This window comes from Campylobacter porcelli, from assembly GCF_002139855.1.
In the GTDB taxonomy this organism is placed as follows: domain Bacteria; phylum Campylobacterota; class Campylobacteria; order Campylobacterales; family Campylobacteraceae; genus Campylobacter; species Campylobacter porcelli.
Genome location: NZ_CP018789.1, coordinates 556,899 through 575,977 on the forward strand (window position 1 = coordinate 556,899; position 19,079 = coordinate 575,977).

The 19,079-nt window shown below is 34.8% G+C and carries 23 protein-coding genes, 5 tRNA genes and 1 pseudogene; 24 read left to right on the top strand and 5 right to left on the bottom strand.

Going from position 1 to position 19,079, the window contains the following annotated elements:
- The first annotated feature begins 6 nt into the window (after positions 1–6).
- The 8 genes from panB to CSUIS_RS02870 are packed head-to-tail and all read left to right on the top strand — an operon-like array spanning position 7 to position 6,361.
- A complete protein-coding gene (gene panB, locus CSUIS_RS02835) occupies positions 7–801 on the top strand; it encodes a 3-methyl-2-oxobutanoate hydroxymethyltransferase (protein ID WP_086297037.1) in 795 nt (264 codons plus the stop codon).
- Positions 785–1,096 carry a rhodanese-like domain-containing protein gene (locus tag CSUIS_RS02840; protein WP_086242584.1) on the top strand — a complete coding sequence of 104 codons (312 nt, stop codon included), beginning with the start codon at positions 785–787 and terminating at the stop codon, positions 1,094–1,096. The genes panB and CSUIS_RS02840 overlap by 17 nt, the downstream gene beginning before the upstream one ends.
- Positions 1,097–1,105: 9 nt before the next feature.
- Positions 1,106–2,134, top strand: coding sequence for a Holliday junction branch migration DNA helicase RuvB (ruvB, locus tag CSUIS_RS02845; RefSeq protein ID WP_086297039.1), 1,029 nt, complete (start codon positions 1,106–1,108; stop codon positions 2,132–2,134).
- Positions 2,127–3,164, top strand: a complete 1,038-nt coding sequence (locus CSUIS_RS02850) for an AI-2E family transporter (protein ID WP_086237844.1) — start codon at positions 2,127–2,129, stop codon at positions 3,162–3,164. The genes ruvB and CSUIS_RS02850 overlap by 8 nt, the downstream gene beginning before the upstream one ends.
- On the top strand, positions 3,161–4,228 hold the full coding sequence (locus tag CSUIS_RS02855; protein ID WP_086297040.1) for an MlaE family ABC transporter permease: 1,068 nt from the start codon (positions 3,161–3,163) through the stop codon (positions 4,226–4,228). Before CSUIS_RS02850 ends, CSUIS_RS02855 begins: the two co-directional genes overlap by 4 nt.
- Complete coding sequence (locus tag CSUIS_RS02860) at positions 4,225–4,950, top strand: ABC transporter ATP-binding protein (RefSeq protein ID WP_086297041.1); 726 nt, start codon at positions 4,225–4,227, stop codon at positions 4,948–4,950. The genes CSUIS_RS02855 and CSUIS_RS02860 overlap by 4 nt, the downstream gene beginning before the upstream one ends.
- A 3-nt stretch (positions 4,951–4,953) precedes the next feature.
- Complete coding sequence (locus CSUIS_RS02865) at positions 4,954–5,829, top strand: MlaD family protein (protein WP_086237847.1); 876 nt, start codon at positions 4,954–4,956, stop codon at positions 5,827–5,829.
- Entirely contained in the window at positions 5,795–6,361 is a 567-nt protein-coding gene (locus tag CSUIS_RS02870) for a hypothetical protein (protein ID WP_086297042.1), read from the top strand. The genes CSUIS_RS02865 and CSUIS_RS02870 overlap by 35 nt, the downstream gene beginning before the upstream one ends.
- A gap of 178 nt (positions 6,362–6,539) precedes the next feature.
- Here CSUIS_RS02870 and CSUIS_RS02875 read toward each other — a convergent pair whose 3' ends face one another.
- The 5 genes from CSUIS_RS02875 to CSUIS_RS02895 all read right to left on the bottom strand — a co-directional run bounded on the left by CSUIS_RS02875 (position 6,540) and on the right by CSUIS_RS02895 (position 10,603).
- A complete protein-coding gene (locus CSUIS_RS02875) occupies positions 6,540–6,785 on the bottom strand; it encodes a hypothetical protein (protein ID WP_152023641.1) in 246 nt (81 codons plus the stop codon).
- On the bottom strand, positions 6,736–7,515 hold the full coding sequence (gene lgt / locus CSUIS_RS02880) for a prolipoprotein diacylglyceryl transferase (protein ID WP_086237865.1): 780 nt from the start codon (positions 7,513–7,515) through the stop codon (positions 6,736–6,738). Before lgt ends, CSUIS_RS02875 begins: the two co-directional genes overlap by 50 nt.
- Positions 7,516–7,537: 22 nt before the next feature.
- Entirely contained in the window at positions 7,538–8,089 is a 552-nt protein-coding gene (locus CSUIS_RS02885; RefSeq protein WP_086237850.1) for a hypothetical protein, read from the bottom strand.
- Between the two features lie 163 nt (positions 8,090–8,252).
- Complete coding sequence (locus tag CSUIS_RS02890) at positions 8,253–10,391, bottom strand: heavy metal translocating P-type ATPase (RefSeq protein ID WP_236860791.1); 2,139 nt, start codon at positions 10,389–10,391, stop codon at positions 8,253–8,255.
- An 8-nt stretch (positions 10,392–10,399) separates the two neighbouring features.
- Positions 10,400–10,603 (bottom strand): heavy metal transport/detoxification protein, encoded by a 204-nt coding sequence (locus CSUIS_RS02895; protein WP_086226559.1) that lies wholly within the window; start codon positions 10,601–10,603, stop codon positions 10,400–10,402.
- Between the two features lie 108 nt (positions 10,604–10,711).
- On the opposite strand from CSUIS_RS02895, the gene CSUIS_RS02900 reads away from it, so the two are divergent.
- The 16 genes and pseudogenes from CSUIS_RS02900 to rplL all read left to right on the top strand — a co-directional run bounded on the left by CSUIS_RS02900 (position 10,712) and on the right by rplL (position 18,987).
- Positions 10,712–11,419, top strand: a complete 708-nt coding sequence (locus CSUIS_RS02900; RefSeq protein WP_086237852.1) for a YebC/PmpR family DNA-binding transcriptional regulator — start codon at positions 10,712–10,714, stop codon at positions 11,417–11,419.
- Between the two features lie 10 nt (positions 11,420–11,429).
- Positions 11,430–11,918 (top strand): peptidylprolyl isomerase, encoded by a 489-nt coding sequence (locus tag CSUIS_RS02905; RefSeq protein ID WP_086293690.1) that lies wholly within the window; start codon positions 11,430–11,432, stop codon positions 11,916–11,918.
- A gap of 1,471 nt (positions 11,919–13,389) precedes the next feature.
- A pseudogene (locus CSUIS_RS08710) lies at positions 13,390–13,851 on the top strand (methyl-accepting chemotaxis protein); the annotation flags it as partial.
- A gap of 111 nt (positions 13,852–13,962) precedes the next feature.
- Positions 13,963–14,038: transfer RNA gene (locus CSUIS_RS02915), tRNA-Thr, on the top strand.
- A 58-nt stretch (positions 14,039–14,096) separates the two neighbouring features.
- Positions 14,097–14,181 (top strand) — tRNA-Tyr (locus tag CSUIS_RS02920).
- A 9-nt stretch (positions 14,182–14,190) separates the two neighbouring features.
- Positions 14,191–14,267 (top strand) — tRNA-Gly (locus CSUIS_RS02925).
- A gap of 140 nt (positions 14,268–14,407) precedes the next feature.
- A tRNA-Thr gene (locus tag CSUIS_RS02930) sits at positions 14,408–14,482 on the top strand.
- A 67-nt stretch (positions 14,483–14,549) separates the two neighbouring features.
- A complete protein-coding gene (tuf, locus tag CSUIS_RS02935) occupies positions 14,550–15,749 on the top strand; it encodes an elongation factor Tu (protein ID WP_086237856.1) in 1,200 nt (399 codons plus the stop codon).
- A gap of 46 nt (positions 15,750–15,795) precedes the next feature.
- Positions 15,796–15,963 (top strand): 50S ribosomal protein L33, encoded by a 168-nt coding sequence (rpmG, locus tag CSUIS_RS02940; RefSeq protein WP_086226555.1) that lies wholly within the window; start codon positions 15,796–15,798, stop codon positions 15,961–15,963.
- Positions 15,964–15,987: 24 nt separating this feature from the next.
- Positions 15,988–16,063: transfer RNA gene (locus tag CSUIS_RS02945), tRNA-Trp, on the top strand.
- A gap of 13 nt (positions 16,064–16,076) precedes the next feature.
- On the top strand, positions 16,077–16,256 hold the full coding sequence (gene secE / locus CSUIS_RS02950) for a preprotein translocase subunit SecE (RefSeq protein WP_086237857.1): 180 nt from the start codon (positions 16,077–16,079) through the stop codon (positions 16,254–16,256).
- Between the two features lie 9 nt (positions 16,257–16,265).
- Positions 16,266–16,796 (top strand): transcription termination/antitermination protein NusG, encoded by a 531-nt coding sequence (nusG, locus tag CSUIS_RS02955; protein ID WP_086237858.1) that lies wholly within the window; start codon positions 16,266–16,268, stop codon positions 16,794–16,796.
- Positions 16,797–16,807: 11 nt separating this feature from the next.
- Complete coding sequence (gene rplK / locus CSUIS_RS02960) at positions 16,808–17,233, top strand: 50S ribosomal protein L11 (protein WP_086237859.1); 426 nt, start codon at positions 16,808–16,810, stop codon at positions 17,231–17,233.
- A gap of 56 nt (positions 17,234–17,289) precedes the next feature.
- Positions 17,290–17,994 (top strand): 50S ribosomal protein L1, encoded by a 705-nt coding sequence (gene rplA, locus CSUIS_RS02965; protein ID WP_086237860.1) that lies wholly within the window; start codon positions 17,290–17,292, stop codon positions 17,992–17,994.
- A 103-nt stretch (positions 17,995–18,097) separates the two neighbouring features.
- On the top strand, positions 18,098–18,583 hold the full coding sequence (gene rplJ / locus CSUIS_RS02970) for a 50S ribosomal protein L10 (protein WP_086237861.1): 486 nt from the start codon (positions 18,098–18,100) through the stop codon (positions 18,581–18,583).
- A gap of 29 nt (positions 18,584–18,612) precedes the next feature.
- Positions 18,613–18,987: a 50S ribosomal protein L7/L12 gene (gene rplL, locus CSUIS_RS02975; RefSeq protein WP_086224027.1), complete on the top strand. Its 375-nt coding sequence runs from the start codon at positions 18,613–18,615 to the stop codon at positions 18,985–18,987.
- Positions 18,988–19,079 lie beyond the last annotated feature (92 nt).

Below are 19,079 nucleotides of genomic sequence, written 5' to 3' on the forward strand. Positions count from 1 at the left end.
AAATGTGTGAAAAAAGTAACAATCGGCGATTTAGTCGCTAAGAAAAATAGGGAAAAAATCGTTATGATTACTGCCTATGATGCTTTGTTTGCTAGGCTTTTTGATGATTATGCGGATATGATCTTAGTAGGCGATAGTTTAAATATGAGCTTTGGTGGCAAAAATGAGACTATAGGGCTTAGCGTAGATGAGATGATATATCACGCAAAAGCCGTTCAAATAGGTGCTAAGAGAGCATTTTTGGTCGTGGATATGCCTTTTGGCTCAACTATAACGCCAAAAATTACATTAAAAAATGCTGTGAAAATTTATAAAAATACTCTTTGTGATGCTGTGAAAATCGAAGGCTCAAAAGAGATGGCTCAGACGATAAAATTATTAAATCAAAATGGAATTGCCGTTATCGCTCACATAGGTTTAAAGCCGCAACTTTCAAGAAAAGAGGGTGGATATAGGGTCGCTGGAAAAGATGAGAATGAAGCAAATGCTATTATCGAAGATGCCTTGGCCTTAGAAGCAGCCGGGGCAAAAATGGTGCTGATAGAAGGGGTGCCAAGCCATCTAGCAAAAAGAGTTACACAAGCTCTTAGTGTGCCTACTATCGGTATTGGAGCTGGAAGCGATACTGATGGGCAGGTGCTTGTATGGAGTGATGCGTTTGGGTTTTATGATGAGTTTAAGCCTAAATTTGTCAAGAGATATTTAGATGGGGCGAATTTGATTCGTGAAGCGATGAAAAAATACGCTGATGAAGTAAAAAATATTAAATTTCCAAGTCAAGAATATGAATATACAAAATAGTAAAATAGTAGATATTCGCTTGCCTAGCGAGTGGCTTGAGTTTGGGATATTAAATGGGTCGCATTTGATTACTTATGCGAATTTAAGCGGTAAGGTTAATCCGCTATTTGTAAGCTCTATTGAGAGTATATTTAAAAAAGATGATGAATTTTATCTAATGTGCGCTACTGCAACTCGCTCTAAAGATGCGTTAAAACTGCTTAAAAAGCATGGTTTTAGCAATGTTAAAGAGATTAGGGGTGGGGCGTATTATTATGAGAAAATGGGTGCGAAATTTGATAAATTTGAGTTATAGGACTGGGATTTGGATAGGATTGTAGAGATTGAGAGAGTTAGCTTTGATGCTGAGTATGAGGTTAGTTTAAGGCCTTCAAGTTTTGCTGAATATATAGGTCAAGATAAGATTAAGGCAAATTTAGAGGTTTTTATAGCTGCGGCTAAAAAGCGTGGCGAGTGTCTAGATCACGCCTTATTTTATGGGCCTCCAGGACTTGGGAAGACCACTTTGGCTCATATCATTGCTTCTAAGATGGAGGCAAATATCAAGATAACTTCAGCCCCAATGATAGAAAAAAGTGGCGATTTGGCTGCGATTTTGACAAATTTAGAAGAGGGCGATGTGCTATTTATAGATGAAATCCACCGCCTTAGTCCAGCTATTGAAGAGGTGCTTTACTCAGCTATGGAGGATTTTCGGCTTGATATTATCATAGGTAGCGGCCCAGCAGCTCAAACTATTAAGATTGATATTCCTAAATTTACTCTAATAGGCGCTACGACTAGAGCTGGCATGATCTCAGCACCACTTCGTGATCGCTTTGGAATGCAGTTTAGATTGCAGTTTTATAGTGCTGATGAGCTAGGGGAGATTATATCCTTAGCAGCAAATAAATTAGGCAAGGCTACTAGTAAAGATGCTAGTTTAGAAATAGCAAGGCGTAGTCGTGGAACGCCTAGAATAGCACTTAGATTGCTTAGAAGAATTAGGGATTTTGCTGAAGTGGCTGATGAGAGTAACATCAGCTCTAAAAGGGCTAAGATGGCGCTTGATAGCCTAGGGGTAAATGAGCTGGGATTTGATGAGATGGATCTAAAATATCTTAATATCTTAGCATACTCTACTCGTGCTTTGGGGCTTTCTACTATAGCTGCGGCTTTGAGCGAAGATGAGGGCACTATAGAAGATGTAATTGAGCCATATCTATTAAGCAATGGATATATACAAAGGACCGCAAAGGGTAGAATACTAAGCGATCAAACTTATAAAATTTTTGGCAAACAGCCGCCAAAGCATATGATTAATGAGTCTGATAAAGGGCTTTTTGATGAGTGAAAAATTACGCACTAGCAAGGTATTTTACTCTGGATTTTTGCTTGTTTTATTGGCGGCTTTATTGTATCTTTTTAAAGATTATTTGATGACTATGTCAATTGGGATTTTGCTAGCTATATCAACTCTAAGCATTCAAAAATTTAGCCTAAAAATAAGCAAAAATAGCCAAATTTTAGCCACTATCATTACTATGATTATCCTTTTTGCTATATTTTGTTTGCCATTTTTTTATCTTATATTTTCATTAATAAAATATATCTCAAATTTAGATATAAATACCATAAATGAAACCATCAATCAGATTAAAAACTATAATATTATAATTTTGGATAAATTTGGATTTTTAGAGCCAAAAATTGTAGATTTCTTAGCTAATTTGGATTTAGAAGGGGTAGCGAAAAAATCCATAGAGTATCTTAGCTTAACCCTTAATAATGGCGTAAATTTCATTGTAGATATGGGATTTATTATGATATTTATATTTTTTACTCACTATTATGGGGCTTATCTTAGTAGCTATGTGGCAAGTGTAGCGCCGATTGCAACTAAGGAGATAAAAGAGATATTTAGCGAAGTGGCAAATACTATGAGCGTGGTATTTTACTCCACAATTGCTAATATGCTATTACAAGGGGTTTTATTTGCTTTGATAGCTAGCTTTTATGGATATGATGGGGTGCTATTTGGAGTTTTATTTGCTTTTGCTTCGCTGATACCATTCGTGGGTGGGGCTTTGGTTTTTGTGCCACTTTGTATATATGAATTTGGTGTATCTGGATTGGCTAATGCCCTTATAATCGCAATTTATACTATAGTTGTAATATCTATTTTGGCCGATAATTTTATAAAGCCTTTGATTATTAAATTTATTAGCTTTAGGCTTATTGGGGATAAGGCTAATATTAATGAGCTTTTAATATTTTTTGCTATGATGGCTGGGCTATCTAGTTTTGGATTTTGGGGGATTATTTTAGGGCCAGCGATTTTGACGCTTTTTATAGCTTCTTTTGGGGTTTATTTAAAAAGATGAGTAAATTTGAGTTTGATGGCGATATACTGCGTCTATTTGGAAGATGGGATTATAGGATTAGCAAAGATGATTTAAGGAGATTAAAAGGCTTAAATCCATCTAAGATTGATCTTGCTAATTTAGAGCATATAGATTATGCTATGGCTATATTTTTTAGTAAAAATTTGGGCGAATTTGAGCTTATTAATTCTAATGATAAATTTGATAAAATTTTTGCTTTAGTGCGTGATAAGGGGATTTTAAATTTAGCAATTGACAAGTCAAGGGATATAAATTTAATTGAGCAAGTTGGCAAATCAATCATCGATATACGGCTTAATATTATAAATTTTTGTATATTTTTAGGGCAGTTTTTGTTTGTGTTGATCGCTGGATTTAAAGAGCCATTTAAGATTAGATTTCAAGAGCTTTCTAATCATATTAAAACTGCTGGTTTTGGGTCTGTGGGGATAGTGGGGCTTACTAGTTTTTTAATTGGTGTGGTTTTAGCCTATCAAGGTGCTAGTATGCTTAGTCAATTTGGTGCTAGTATCTATGTGGTGGATATTATGGGGATAATGACCTTGCGTGAGGTTGGGCCTTTGATAGCTGCGATTGTGATAGCTGGTAGGTCTGCTTCTAGCTATACAGCGCAAATTGGCGTGATGAAGATAACTGAAGAGATAGAAGCTATGAAAACTATGGGCTTTGATCCATTTAAATTTGTTGTTATGCCTAGGATTATGGCACTTATCATCGCTGTGCCTTTGGTGGTCTTTTTAGCCAATGCAATTAGCATTTTAGCCCAGATGATAGTGTGTAAAATATATTTAGATTTTAGCTTTTATGAGTATTTACAAAGATTTAAAGAGAGTGTGGAGCTAAGGCATTTTTTTGTAGGGATGATTAAGACGCCGTTTTTTGGTGCTGTAATTGGACTGATTGGTTGTATGAGGGGATTTGAGGTTAGTGGAAGCACAAATAGTGTAGGTCAGCTAACTACTAAAAGCGTGGTAAATGCGATATTTTGGATTATTGCATTAGATGCGTTATTTTCAGTGATTTATACAGAGCTTGGCGTATGATAGTTGGTAAAGATATAGTAACTACTTATAATGATAGAATCATTAATGATGGGGCAAATTTTCATATAAAAAGTGGTGAGATTTATGGTCTTTTGGGTGGGTCTGGAAGTGGTAAAACCACGCTTTTAAAAACCATGATATTTTTAAAAAAGCCAAGTAGCGGAAGTGTGAAGATTGGCGGGGTGGATATTTGGAGAGCATCTTTAAAAGAGCAAGAGAGCATTAAGTTACAAATGGGGGTTATGTTTCAGTTTGGGGCGCTTTTTAGTAATATGAGTGTTTTGGATAATATTGGAATTATGCTTAGGGAGTATAGTGAATTTAGCCAAAATGATATAGATGAAGTGGCTAAAATGTGGCTTATAAAAGTTGGATTAAAACCAAATGCGATGAGTTTGTATCCTAGTGAGTTAAGTGGTGGAATGAAAAAGAGAGTGGCGTTAGCTAGGGCTTTAGCACTTAGTCCAAGGGTGCTATTTTTAGATGAGCCAAACTCCGGACTTGACCCTATAAGTGCTAGGGCGATGGATAGATTGATTTGTGAAATTAGAGATAGCTTGGGCGTTACCATAGTTATGGTAACTCACGATGTAGATAGTATATTTAATATTTTGGATAGATTTTTGATAGTGGATAATAAGAAGATTGTATTTGAGGGGGATTTAAAACAAGCTTTGGAATTTAAAGACAATCCATTAAAAGATCTATTTATGATGAGGTAGGATATGGAAAATAGAAATTCATACTTTATAGTCGGGCTATTTTTTTGCTTAGTTGTTGGCTTTATGGGGGTGTTTTTACTCTTTATGCAAGGGCATAATGGTAAGGATATGAGAGATTATTATATCGTTACAAAAGAGCTTCCAAATGGGATTAAAAAAGATAGCGAAGTTCGCTTTATAGGGGTTCCAGTAGGATATGTGAAGGATATTTATTTTAGCAATCCAAGTCTAGCTACTATTGAAATTTGGCTTAGCGTAGATGATAATTTACCTATAAAAATCGATAGCAAAGCCATTGTAGAGAGATCTGGTATTAGCGGGATTGCTCATATTAATATCACAAAAGGTAGCGATGAGGCTAGGGTATTTGATAAAAAAGAGCGAGCCGAGCTTATGATGGGTGAGGGCTTATTAGATAAAATTGGCTCTAAAACGGCAAATTTGACAGATAGCTTAGATAGGATTGCAAATAAGATTGATATATCTTTAAAGCAAGAGAATATAGATAAATTGATAAATTCGATTGATCGTTTAAATTCGCTTATGAATGTCATAGCAAGTTATGAAAATTTGGAGAAAATTGATAATATTATATCAAACATAAATGGTATAACTAGCGATTTAAATGGGGCAAATTTACAAAATGTGATTTTAAATTTAGATAAAACTATAAATAGCGTAGGTGGGACTTGGGCTAGTATTGATAGTAGGGTCAAAGATGGACAAATGGATTTTAAATCCATCGTTGCCCCGACTTTGAATTTAGCCACTGATAGCATTTCGCAGCTAAATGATCTATTAATTCAGATAAAAAATAATTTAAATAATTTGGAGGATAATCCTTATGAGTTTTTCTTTAAAAATAGAGATGATAAGTAGAATTTTTGCAAGTTTAGTTTTAGCATTTATCCTAAGTGGCTGCCTAGCTAAAGATGCATCAAAATTAGATTACTACGAGCTTGGATATGATGATAGTAATAAAAATTTAATTTGCGATAGACGAGCCGATACATTTATAAAATTATCATATATCAAGGTACAAAATGGCTACGATAGTAGAGATATTATCATTAAAGATGGTATTAATATATCTAAAATGGAAAATGTAAAATATATCTCCAGCCCAAAAGATATGCTTAAGAAGGCCTTTGAGCTATATCTATATAATAACTGTCATTTAAAGCTAAGTAGCCAAGCGAAATTGCAACTTGGCTTAAATATAATTGAGATGAGTATTAGAGATGATTATGCTTTTATCCAGATTGCTTTAGAGCTAAAAGATTGCGATAAGATGGTATTAAGCGATATAGTAACAATCCAGCAAGATTATGAAGCCAACCCTATAAGTGCTTTAAATTTAGCCTTAAACAAGGCTTTAGAGCGTATTCATAGCTTGGTATTGGGCTTATAAATTTTAAATTTGATCTGTTGATAGTGCTATTTGCGGTGAGATATTTTGCTATTTTTATATAGATTAAGGTGGTTAAATTAATATTAGCGTAAGGTTATTTTAAATTTATCTATTATTATAAGGCTGAATTTAAATAGTATTATAAAATCAAGCCTAGAAATTTAGGCTTGAGAGATTATTATTCAGGTTTTACAGTCTCTACGATCTCTTTTTGACAAGTCTCCATATCCACTTGTTCTAAAGTAGTGATAATTCCCATACCTATACCCACCCAACTACCACCGCTTGGCTGTTTAAAGCTAGTAAATTTTGTCCCCTTTTTTGAATTTAAATAGCTTAAAGTGGCTAAATTATCATTGCCACTATATCGGCCTCTATTTTTTAGTAAATTTAAGCCAAAAGTATAGCCAAAGACCAAAGCCAAACATAATAATAGATAGAATTTGCCCCATACTTAGCCCAAATGCTACAAATCCAATACCAAAATCAGGCTCTCTATAAAATTCACAGATAAATCGCATAATCGGATAAAGCATAGCATAAAGGGCGATTAATTCGCCATTAAATCTCTTATAACGCCTATAAAGGTATAAAATAATAAATATCGCCACCCCTTCAAGCACAGCTTCATATATCTGACTAGGATGGCGAAGCGCTCCAGCACTCATCACACCCCAGCTTACATCCGTTACACGACCTATTAACTCTTGATTTAAAAAGTTGCCAATCCTGCCAAATATATAACCTAAAGGCACACTAATAGCCACAAGGTCTAAATATAAAAGTATATTTTGTTTAAATACACGGCAAAATAGCAAGGTAGCAACGACAAATCCGATCACCGCACCATGATAGCTCATACCTCTAATCCCTACAAATTCGCCATTAGCAAAGGGATTAAATATCTGCCACGGATGGGTAAGGTAGTATAGTGTATTTGGGTCATATATGATGATATATCCTATCCTAGCTCCCAAAATTACGCCAATCTCAACCCAAAAAAAGTAGCTGTCCAAAAGTGAATTTGAGATAGCAATCTTATCTTTTTTGACAAAATATTTAGCAGCCCAAAGTGCGATTAATAGGGCCAAAACATACATAATTCCATACCAATGCACATTTATTCCAAATAGGCTAAATGCCACTGGGTTCATATTTAAATAGATTAAATTCCAGCTATTTAATATCAATTTTAAGCCCCAAATTTACCTTAATTGTTTTGATGAAGTCTATTATCAATTCAGCCATAGCTTGATAATATGGCGTTTTGGCGTTATATCTTAAAAATTTAGCAAATAGTATAAGGCTAGGAAGGAAAAAATCTACCAAATACAGCCCTAGCAAAGCGTGGGTTTTATCATTTGTGTCATTTTTAAATATCACTCCAAGAAGTGAAAACATATTCGATATATGCGTATCTCGAAGGTGAGAAAAAGGCTTATTAAAATTTATCTGTTTATAAAAATTATTTATATCTTCATCGCTGATTTGCTTAAAAAATTTTAAAGAACAAGCACCCTTAAAGCTATCTAAATCCGCTACAATCTCACTAGCAGTGCAATGCGATAAGGTTTTGGCTAAAAGCTCATTGCCTTTAGCATTTTCTGGATTTTGTGTTTTTAAAACCCAATTTGGCTTTAGTTTTTTAAGAGCCTCATCTGTGATGGCATTTGCAAAATTAGTTGCAAAAATCATACAAATCATGGAGTATGCGTCAGCTACTTTCATAAATTTCCTTAAATTTTTGGCTGATTTTAGCTAAATTTTGCTTAAAACTCAGACAAACTTTTGATCGCATCTATACCATATTTTTTTGAATTTCGATTATAGCGTTATCAATTTTACTATCGTATTGATAAAAACGCATCAAGATTAAAGTGAATAAACATAATTAAATTTTACTAAGCTTTAATCTTAGTGAGTTTAAAACTACGCTAATAGAGCTAAGACTCATAGCAAATGCCGCCCACATAGGTGTAAGATGAATTCCAAAAGATGGCTCCAAAACCCCAGCGGCAATAGGGATACAAATGGCATTATAGCCAAATGCCCATATCAAATTTTGCTTTATGGTATCGCTACTTTTTTTGGCTAAATTTATGCTTTTTATCACGCCATTTAGATTATTTTGCATTAAGATTATATCCGCACTATTTTTAGCTAGATCACTCCCAGAATTCATCGCTATTGATATATCAGCACTTTTCAAAGCAGCTGCGTCATTGATCCCATCAGCGATGAAAGCGACCTTGCCAGACTCTTTTAACCTCTCTATAATCTCATATTTTTGCTGTGGTAAAACCTCGCTATATACCATCTCTATTCCAAGCTTTTTGGCTACTTCGTTGCTTATTTTTTGGTTATCTCCACTTAGGATAACAGGGGTGATATTTTGCGATTTTAGAGTATCTATAATCTCTTTTGCCTCAGGTTTTATAGTATCGCTAATTGCGATATATCCGCTAAACTCGCCACCTATTGCTACTAGGACGATGCCATATCCGACTTCTATTTTTTGCTCTATGATGGCTTTATTATTTTCATCTATGAATACTGAATTTAAGCTTAATAATCTCTCATTACCAATTAAAATATTATCGCCTTTAATCCCAAGCCCGCTGATATACTCAAATTTAGCTTGAAATTTGGTATCTACAAGCTCTTTTGCGTATTGTGCTATTGCTTTTGAGATTGGATGAGAGTTTAATGATGAAATGCTAGCTACTAAAGATAAGCTCTCTTTATTTAAATTTGTCTCTATCACGCTAATATCGCCAGTTGTGATTGTCCCAGTTTTATCAAATACAGCAAATTTGAGATTGCTAAACTGCTCTAGAGCTGCTGGATTTTTGATTAAAATGGAGTGTTTTAAGGCTAAAGATATAGCGCAAACTATAGCAATTGGAGTAGCAAGTCCAAGTGCGCAAGGGCATGAGATTATTAGCACACAAATCGCACTCAAAGCGCCTTGAAATGGCATACCCATAATCGCCCATATATAAAATGTAGCCACCGCTATAGCTACTATGCTAGGGACGAAAATATTTGCTATTTTATCTGCTAGTTTGGATATGGCTAATTTTTTGCTCGCTGCGGTTTGTATAAGCTCTAATATCTGTGCTAGTAGGGTTGAATTTGGGCTTTTAGTAACTCTTATTAGTATATGACCATTACAAACCAAAGTCCCACTATAAACCTCTTGAGCTATACTGCGATAAACAGGCAAACTCTCGCCATTTATAGCACTTGTATCAATCTCAGCTCCACCATTTTCTATCACACCATCGCATGGGATTATGGAGCCTGTTTTGACTAAAACTATATCACCAATTTTAAGCTTACTTGCTACTATCTCCTTAGCACTGCCATCGCTTGTGATGATAAAGGCTTTGGCTGGACTTAGGTCGATTAAGGCTTTTAGATGCGATGAAGCCATAGCTTTAGCCTTACTCTCTAGGTATCTACCAAGCAAGACAAAAGAGATAATCATAGTCGCACCGCTAAAGTAGAGGTAGTTTAAATTCAATGGGATATAGCTATTAAAAATTGTCGCAAAAATAGAGTAGCAAAAAGCACAAAAAGTGCCTAAAAATATCAATACATTCATATCATAATTTTGCTCTTTTAAGCTTTTTATAGCATGCCAATAAAATCCAAATCCACAATAAAACACCCCAATAGCGGCCAAAATAGCCATTAACCACGCTAAATCATATTGGCTCATCTCTATCCACATTAAAATCATGCTTATAATTATGGAGATTATAAATTTATTTTGGTAGCTTTTTAGCTCCTTTTTTTGGGCTATTTCTAAATCACTTTGACTACTTTGTATGCTAAATCCAAGCTTAATAATCTTATCTTTAAGTGCTTGGATATTATCCTCTTTGTCATATTCAAATACACCGCAATGAGTGTTAAAATCGATATTTGCAGATTTAATTCCTGGTATTTTTAAGGCAGATTTGGCGATGGAATTTGCACAATTTACACAGCTCATTCCGCTAATTTTTAGCTCAATCTTATTCAAGTCAAATCCTAAATTTCTTTAATAACTTCAAAACCAAGCTCATTTAGCTCATCTATAAATTTAGCCTTAATCTCATCACTATTTATATCTATGGTAAGAATTTTTGGCTCACTTGTTAAATCAATGATAATAGTGCCAAATTCATCTTCAAGGGAGTTTTTAATCAAATTTACACAACTTTGACAATTGATATTTTTAACTTCAAATTTCACAACCTTATCCTAGAATTAAATTTCAAAAAATTATATAACTATATAGCTAATTAAAATTTAACGATTTTTTGCTATAATTCACGCTTTATAAAATCCAAAAGGACAAAAATGGGACGAGCATTTGAGTATAGAAGAGCTAGTAAAGAAGCTAGATGGGATAAGATGAGTAAGCTATTTCCAAAACTAGCCAAAGCCATCACAGTAGCAGCTAAAGAGGGTGGAAGCGACCCAGATATGAACCCAAAACTCCGCTCAGCCATAGCTACAGCCAAAGCTCAAAATATGCCAAAAGATAATATTGACGCAGCTATAAAAAGAGCAAGTGGAAAAGATAGTAGCGATATTAAAACTATATTTTACGATGGCAAGGCCGCTCACGGAGTGCAAATTATCGTAGAAGCAGCTACTGATAATGCCACTAGAACAGTAGCAAATGTCAAAGCGATATTTAATAAAAATGGCGGCGAGATATTGCCAAGTGGTAGCCTTAGTTTTATGTTTAGTCGTAAAGCAGTGTTTGAAGTAGGGGTGCCAAATAGCGATCTTGAAGAGTTGGAGTTGGAGCTGATTGATTATGGTCTTGAGCTTTTAGAAAAGGGCGAAAATAGCCTGATGATATATGGCGATTATAAGAGCTTTGGCACACTTAGTGATGGGATTGAGAAGTGTAATTTAACTCTAAAAAAAGGCAGTTTGCAGTATATTCCAAATTCCACAATCACGCTTAATGATGAAGAGCTTGGCGAGATTGAGAAGCTTTTAGATAAGCTTGATGATGACGATGATGTACAAGCTGTATATACAAATATAGAGTAAAGGAGAATTAATGGAAAAATTGAAAGTATATAATATAGATAGCAATGAGTTAGCTAAGTGTAAATTCGCAGTTATTAAAACTGATAAAGGCGATATGGTAGCCAAGCTATATCCAGATGAAGCCCCACAAACTGTGGCTAACTTCGTAGAATTAGCCAAATCTGGATTTTATGATGGACTTAATTTTCATAGAGTTATCCCAAATTTCGTTATCCAAGGCGGTTGTCCATATGGCAATGGAGTTGGCGGACCTGGCTGGAGAATAAAGTGCGAATGCGTAGGTCAAAAACGCAAACACGAAAGAGGTAGCCTAAGTATGGCACACGCTGGAAGAGATACAGGCGGTAGTCAATTTTTCGTCTGTCATAGCCCTCAACCGCATCTAAATGGCGTCCATACAATATTTGGAGACCTAATTGATGATGATAGCAAAAGTGTTTTAGATGCAATTAAACAAGGCGATAAAATAAATACAATAGAGATTAAAGAGAGTTTATAAAATATCACTATTTAAGCGTGATTTTACCACGCTTAAATTCATAATAAATTACTAATACTTTTATAATATTAAGCAATATTTAATTTCAATATCAGTACCATAATGTAAATCAAACTTTATAAGTTAAAGGATTTACATGAAATTTACTACCTTGTTTTATCTTATTTTTGGTGCGATTATTATTGCTATTGCGCTAAATTTGGTAGCTATTTTAGGTGTAATGGGGGTGCAAGATGAGTTGATTAGTGCTAATGAGAAAAGGTATCAATCATATTTGCTTGCTGATGAACTTCGCCAAAGCTCAGATGATTTAACAAGACTTGTACGCACATATAGCGTAACAGGCGATAGTAGCTACATTGATCAATATAATGCTATTTTAGATATTAGAAGTGGCAAAGCGCCACGCCCAGTTGAGTATGAGAGAATTTATTGGGATTTTGTAGCATCTAGTGGTGTTAAACCGCGTCCTGATAGTAAAGAGATGATCTCTTTAACTCAAAAAATGCAAAATTTAGGCTTTAGTCAAGCTGAACTTGATAAGCTCAAAGAGTCAGAAAAACGATCAAATAATTTAGTTGATATAGAGATTAAGGCGATGAATGCCGTTATGGGTAAATTTGCTGATGAGTCTAATGGGGGGGGGTATGCTATAGGGCAGCCTAATAAAGAACTAGCTATGAGCCTTACTCACTCTAAAGAGTATCATATACAAAAGGCTAAAATTATGGAGCCTATTGATGAATTTTTTGTAATGCTAAAGCAAAGAACTAATAGCGAAGTCCAATCTAAAATTGATAAATCATCACTATATTTTAACATAGTAATTGGTCTATTTATCATTAATATCACAGTAATTGTATTAGGCTCTATTTTACTTCGTAAAAAGATTGGTCAAATCGAGATAGTCAGCGATGGTCTTAGAGGATTTTTTGCTTTCTTAGGCAGCGAAAAAGAAGATTGTAAAACTATAAATATAAACTCCAAAGATGAATTTGGCGTAATAGCTAAGATGATCAATCAAAATATATTAAATTTACGCACTCAAATTAGCTCTGAACGAAAATTTATAAATGATACAGTAAATACATTAAGAGAGCTATCTCAAGGTAGTTTTGATATTAGATTAAATAGCGATTGCAACTCTCCTTTAATGAAAAAACTACAAGAGACATTAAATAATATGGCATTAACACTTGAGAAGAATATAAATGAGATTGTAAAAATTATAGCTAAATACTCAGAGCGAGATTATACTCAAAGAGCCTCAAGCGAGAATTTAAAACACTACCTTCTTAAAATGGTAGATGGCATAAATGGGCTAGGAGATGCGACTGTGGCTATGCTTAATCTATCGCAAAAATCGAGCCAAACTCTATATGAAGCGTCGCATAATATGAAAGATGGGGTAAATAAATTAAATGATTACTCCAAACTCCAAGTTGGCTCATTGCAAGAGAGTGCCACAGCCGTAGAAGAATTAAGTAGCTCAATGAATTCTATAAATGAAAGAGCTGATGAGGTTATCAAACAAAGTGGCGATATTAAAAATATTATTACTATAATAAAAGATATAGCAGAACAGACCAATCTACTTGCTTTAAATGCAGCTATAGAAGCAGCCCGTGCAGGCGAACATGGCAGGGGATTTTCAGTAGTTGCTGATGAGGTGCGAACTCTAGCTGAAAAAACTGGTAAATCTCTAACCGAGATTGAGGCTAATGTAAATATTCTAACTCAAAGTATCAGCGATATGAGTTCTAGCATTCATGAGCAAACTGCTGCTATTAATCAAATTAACGAAGCGATGAGCACTATAAGAAATGGCACAGAGCAAAATCACATAGAAACAACCAAAATAGCTGATATATCAAATGAAGTAGAGAAAATGAGCGAAGATATGCTTTCTAATATAAATAAAAATAAATTTTAATTCCAAAATTTTGCCGACTATAAAATGTCGGCAAAAAAATTAAAATTCTTTATAAAAACTCTTGACAAACCATATAAAATTAGATATAATTCCAGCTCAAAAGTTAAAGGTGCTGGTGTAGCTCAGCCGGTAGAGCAACTGCCTTGTAAGCAGTAGGTCGGCGGTTCGATTCCGTTCACCAGCTCCATTTATCTTTACAGTGTTTGACCAGATATATATAGCAATCATTTTTTATCTATTTTTAGGGTGAGATACTCAAGCGGCCAACGAGGGCAGACTGTAAATCTGCTGACTATGTCTTCCGTGGTTCGAATCCACGTCTCACCACCATTGCTATACGCGGGAGTAGCTCAGTTGGCTAGAGCATCAGCCTTCCAAGCTGAGGGTCGCGGGTTCGAGTCCCGTTTCCCGCTCCATTTGGATTTGACTGGGAGCTGTCTTTTTGAATTTATATTCTATATCTACAGTTATTCTTAGTCATTTTTAGTTTTTGGTGTTTGTATTAATTTTAGTATAACTCTGTTTTGCCAAGCTGAAGTTTCCATTTTTTAGAAACGCTCATATGGCTCAGAGGTAGAGCACTTCCTTGGTAAGGAAGAGGTCGCGGGTTCAAGTCCCGCTATGAGCTCCATAAAAGTTAAAATAAGAAATACAAAAGATACAAACTATAAAAGTTGAATTTTATAACGGAGGATACAATGGCTAAAGAGAAGTTTTCAAGAAATAAGCCACACGTAAATATTGGTACTATCGGTCATGTTGACCATGGTAAAACTACATTAACAGCTGCTATTTCTGCTGTTTTATCAAGAAAAGGTCTTGCAGAGCTTAAAGATTATGATAATATCGATAACGCTCCAGAAGAAAAAGAGAGAGGTATTACAATTGCTACTTCTCACATTGAGTATGAAACAACTAATCGCCACTATGCGCATGTCGATTGTCCAGGCCACGCTGACTATGTAAAAAATATGATTACAGGTGCTGCTCAAATGGATGGTGCTATCTTAGTTGTATCTGCAGCTGATGGTCCAATGCCACAAACTCGTGAGCACATTCTACTATCTCGCCAAGTTGGTGTTCCATATATCGTTGTCTTTATGAATAAAGCTGATATGGTTGATGATGCTGAACTTTTAGAGTTAGTTGAAATGGAAATTCGCGAACTTCTAAGCGAATATGATTTTCCAGGTGATGATACTCCAATTATTAGCGGTTCTGCTCTTCAAGCGCTTGAAGAGGCTAAAGCTGGTAATGATGGTGAGTGGTCAGCTAAGATTATGGCTCTTATGGATGCAGTTGATAGCTATATCCCAACTCCAGTTCGTGCTACAGATAAAGACTTCCTAATGCCAATTGAAGATGTATTCTCAATCTCTGGTCGTGGTACAGTTGTTACAGGTAGAATTGAAAAAGGTGTTGTTAAAGTTGGTGATACTATTGAAATTGTAGGTATCCGCGATACTCAAACAACAACAGTAACTGGCGTTGAAATGTTTAGAAAAGAGATGGATCAAGGTGAAGCTGGCGATAATGTTGGCGTTCTACTAAGAGGTACTAAAAAAGAGGATGTTGAGAGAGGTATGGTTTTATGTAAGCCAAAATCTATCACTCCACATACGCAATTTGAAGGCGAAGTGTATATCTTGACTAAAGAAGAAGGTGGTCGCCATACTCCATTCTTTAACAACTATAGACCGCAATTTTATGTTAGAACAACAGATGTTACTGGTTCAATAACTCTACCTGAAGGTACAGAGATGGTTATGCCTGGTGATAACCTTAAAATTACTGTTGAGCTTATCGCTCCAGTTGCACTAGAAGAAGGTACAAGATTTGCTATCCGTGAGGGTGGTAGAACTGTTGGTTCTGGTGTTGTATCTAAAATTATTAAGTAATTTAACTTATTGGTGTGAATTTTCACACCAATTTTAAGGAAAAAATATGGCAAGTGCAAATAGAGTTAAAATTGGTTTAAAATGTTCTGAATGTAATGACATTAATTACACAACAACCAAAAATAGCAAAACAAAAACTGAAAAGTTAGAGCTTAAAAAATATTGTCCAAGATTAAAAAAACATACAGTTCATAAAGAAGTTAAGCTAAAATAAGCTAACTTCTTAGCTGTATTATATAGGGCAGTAGCTCCAACGGTAGAGCGCCGGATTCCAAATCCGATGGTTGGGGGTTCGAATCCCTCCTGCCCTGCCACAAGAGGTTAGGTATGGAAAAGTTTATAAGTTATTTAAAATTATCACGAGCAGAGATTGGCAAGGTTATATTTCCTACCAAAGAGCAAATTAGAAATGCTTTTATAACAGTTTTTGCTGTTGTAACTGTGGTTTCTCTATTTTTAGCCTTGGTTGATTTAATTATGTCTTTTTCTGTATCTAAACTTGTATAAGGAATTGTTATGGCACATAAATGGTATGCTATTCAGACTTATGCAGGTAGTGAGATGAGTGTCAAAAGAGCCATTGAAAATTTAGTTAAAGATCATGGTATTGAGGAGCAACTTTTAGAGGTTATTGTTCCTACAGAAGATGTTATTGAGATTAAAAATGGAAAGCAAAAGATTAATGAGAGAAGTTTATATCCAGGTTATGCTTTTGCACATTTAGATCTTGATACTGCACTTTGGCACAAGATTCAGTCTCTTCCTAAGGTTGGTAGATTTATCGGTGAAGCAAAAAAACCAACACCTTTAAGCGATAAAGATATAAATCTTATTTTAGAAAAGGTTAATAAAAGAGCAGCTCCTAAGCCAAAAATTTCATTTGAAACTGGCGAGACTGTTCGTGTTACTGATGGTCCATTTGCTAATTTTAATGCCACTGTAGAAGAGTATGATATGGTTCATGGCAAACTTCGATTAAATGTATCTATATTTGGTAGAAGTACGCCTGTAGAAATTATGTATTCACAAGTTGAAAAGATAGTCTAAGGAGATAGTTTATGGCTAAAAAAGTTGTAGGCGAAATTAAACTGCAAATTGCAGCTACAAAAGCAAATCCAAGTCCGCCAGTTGGTCCTGCTTTGGGTCAGCAAGGCGTTAATATTATGGAGTTTTGTAAGGCATTTAATGAAAGAACAAAAGATATGGCTGGTTATAATATCCCAGTTGTTATCACTGTTTATGCTGATAAAAGCTTTACATTTATTACAAAGCAACCACCAGCAACAGATTTAATCAAAAAAGCTGCTGGTATTACAAAAGGTGCGGATAATCCGCTTAAAAATAAAGTAGGTCAATTAACTAAGGCTCAGATACTTGAGATAGTAGATAAAAAAATAGTTGATATGAATACTAAAGATAGAGAGCAAGCTGCTAAGATTATAGCTGGTTCAGCTCGTTCTATGGGTATAACCATAGTAGATTAATCCTTACCACTAGGATTTTAAATTAGTGGTAGCACTTTAAAAATGCGGAGAAATTAATGTCAAAAAAAACTACAAAGAGATTTACAGAATTACTAAAAAAAGTAGATTCAAATAAAATTTATAATTTAGATGAGGCTGTATCTACAGTTAAAACACTAGCTTCAGCAAAATTTGATGAAACAGTTGAAATAGCACTTAAATTAAATGTGGATCCTAGACATGCAGATCAGATGGTTCGTGGTTCAGTGGTTTTACCTGCTGGTACTGGTAAGACTGTAAGAGTGGCCGTAATAGCTAAAGATGCTAAGGCTGATGAGGCTAAAGCTGCTGGTGCTGATATTGTGGGTGCTGAGGATTTTGTTGATGAGATCGCTAAAGGTGTTATTAACTTTGATGTGCTTATTGCTACTCCAAATTTAATGGGATTAGTTGGCAAAATAGGTCGTCTTTTAGGACCTAAAGGTTTAATGCCAAACCCTAAAACTGGCACTGTAACTATGGATGTTGCTCAAGCTGTTAAAAATGCTAAAGGTGGTCAAGTAAATTTCCGTGTTGATAAGCAAGGAAATATCCACGCTGGTCTTGGTAAAGTTAGCTTTACAAAAGAGCAATTAAATGAGAATATTACTGCCTTTATCAAAATGATAAATAAACATAAACCAGCAGCCGCAAAAGGTAAATATATCAAATCTGCTGCACTATCTTTGACAATGAGTCCATCAATATCTCTTGAAACTCAAGAGCTTATGGATCTTAAATAATTAAATATTTTTATCTTAGATTGGAGATAGCCGAGGCGTATGCTTAATTGAGTGATTTTTCACTCTCTCTGCTTGAAATCGCCGGTCGGAAAGGAGAATGAAAATGACTAGAAACGAAAAAGCTGAAATTATTTCAAACCTTGAGGCTGAATTTAAAGCTAGTGAAGCTATAGTAGTTTGTGACTATAGAGGTTTAAGTGTTAAAAAACTTGAAGCTCTTAGAAATGCTGCTAGAGAGCAAAATGTTAAAGTTCAAGTTATTAAAAATACTTTAGCTAAAATAGCTTTAAATAACTCTGCTAAAGATGGTATGGAGCTTAAAGATACAAATATTTTTGTATGGGGCGATGATCAATTAGCGGTTAGTAAAGTTGTAGCTAAATTTGAAGAAGTTAATAAAGATCTATTTAAGATTAAAACAGCTTATATCGATGGTGAAGTTGCACCTGCTTCTAAAGTTGTTGCATTGTCAAAAATGCCGTCTCGCGACGAGCTTATTGCTATGCTATTACAAGTTTGGAATGCCCCAATTCAAAATTTCACTATTGGATTAAATGCGCTTAAAGAGAAAAAAGAGCAATCTGCTTAATTTAAAAAATAAAATTTAGGAGAATTAAAATGGCAATTACTAAAGAAGATGTATTAGAATTTATCTCAAATTTATCAGTTCTTGAGCTAAGCGAATTAGTAAAAGAATTTGAAGAAAAATTTGGTGTAAGTGCTGCTCCAGTAATGGTAGCTGGCGCTGTTGCTGGTGGTGCTGCTGAAGCTGCTGAAGAGAAAACTGATTTTAATATCGTTTTAGTTGATAGCGGTGCTAAAAAAATAGAAGTAATTAAAGTTGTTCGTGCTTTAACTGGTCTTGGTCTAAAAGAGGCTAAAGATGCTGTAGAAGGTACTCCATCAGTTCTTAAAGAGGGTGCAAGTAAAGAAGAAGCTGAAGCAGCTAAAAAACAACTTGAAGAAGCTGGCGCTAAAGTAGAACTTAAATAATTTACAATTTTGTAGAAGCGAGAGAGATACTCGCTTCCAATCCACTTGTTGTTTTTGCAACTTTCTTTCAATTAACTATTCTATAGAGGTAG